Consider the following 1405-nt stretch of genomic DNA (forward strand, 5'->3'; position numbering starts at 1 on the left):
GGGATTCATTACACCAAATCTCATGCGGCGCCATACCCGGCTCATCGTTTGGCACTTTGCGCAAATCAAAGCGACCACCACGACCACCATCTTTCACCAATTCAGGAAAGGCATTAGATAAACCGCCAGCGCCCACATCGTGAATGAAAGCAATCGGGTTTTGATCACCAAGTTGCCAGCAGCGGTCAATCACCTCTTGGCAACGACGTTCCATTTCAGGGTTTTCACGTTGCACAGATGCAAAGTCTAAATCTGCGTGACTTGAGCCAGAGTCCATTGACGAGGCAGCGCCACCGCCTAGGCCAATCAGCATTGCTGGGCCACCCAGTACAATTAGTTTGGCACCTACTTTGATCTCGCCTTTTTCAACGTGCTCGCCACGAATATTTCCAAGACCACCAGCGATCATAATCGGCTTGTGGTAGCCTTTGACTTCACGTCCTAGTGGACTTGCCACTTCTTGTTCAAACGTACGGAAATATCCCGTTAGGTTCGGACGACCGAATTCATTATTGAACGCAGCACCACCAATCGGCCCATCCAACATAATATCTAATGCGGAACAAATGCGGTCGGGCTTACCAAAATCTTGCTCCCACGGCTGTTTGAAGCCCGGAATATTCAAGTTAGAAACCGTAAAACCAGTCAAACCCGCTTTAGGTTTAGAGCCTTTACCCGTCGCACCTTCGTCACGAATTTCACCACCAGAACCCGTCGATGCACCACTAAAAGGTGAAATCGCCGTTGGGTGGTTGTGAGTCTCTACTTTCATCAGGATATGAATATCTTCTTCATTTCCTTCGTAGACCTTCGTTTCTGGATTAGGAAAGAATCGCTTGCCCTTCGAGCCTACAATCACTGATGCGTTATCTTTATACGCAGATAAAACCCCTTCTCCGCTCAGTTGATTTGTATTCTTGATCATCGCAAACAACGATTTATCTTGAGCTTCCCCATCAATATCCCAAGACGCGTTGAATATCTTATGACGACAATGCTCAGAGTTCGCTTGCGCAAACATCATCAGTTCTACATCGCTAGGGTTACGCCCAAGATCGATAAATGCTTTGGTCAGATATTCAATTTCATCTTCCGCGAGCGCTAAGCCAATTCGCTTGTTGGCTTCAGTCAAGGCATCTTGCCCATAGGCAATCACATCGACCGTACTTAGCGCTGCTGGCTCTGACTGTTTGAACAGAAGTTCTGCACCCGCAAACTCATGGAATACAGTCTGTGTCATGCGATCGTGAAGCACGTCAGACAATGCACCGACAGTATTTGCATCAAGATTCCCATCAACACGCACATAGTAAGCAATACCACGTTCGATTCGTTTGATCTGATCAAGCCCACAACCTAAGGCGATATCTGTTGCCTTACTCGACCATGGGGAAATCGTTCCGAC

1 protein-coding gene is annotated in these 1405 nt (G+C 47.6%); it reads right to left on the minus strand.

Annotation, left to right across the window (positions count from 1 at the left end):
• Nucleotides 1-1405 (minus strand): phosphoribosylformylglycinamidine synthase (purL, locus tag A3738_RS15970; RefSeq protein WP_082890066.1); only part of this gene is annotated, 1405 nt, incomplete at both ends.

The sequence above is a fragment of the Oleiphilus sp. HI0066 genome, from assembly GCF_001635725.1.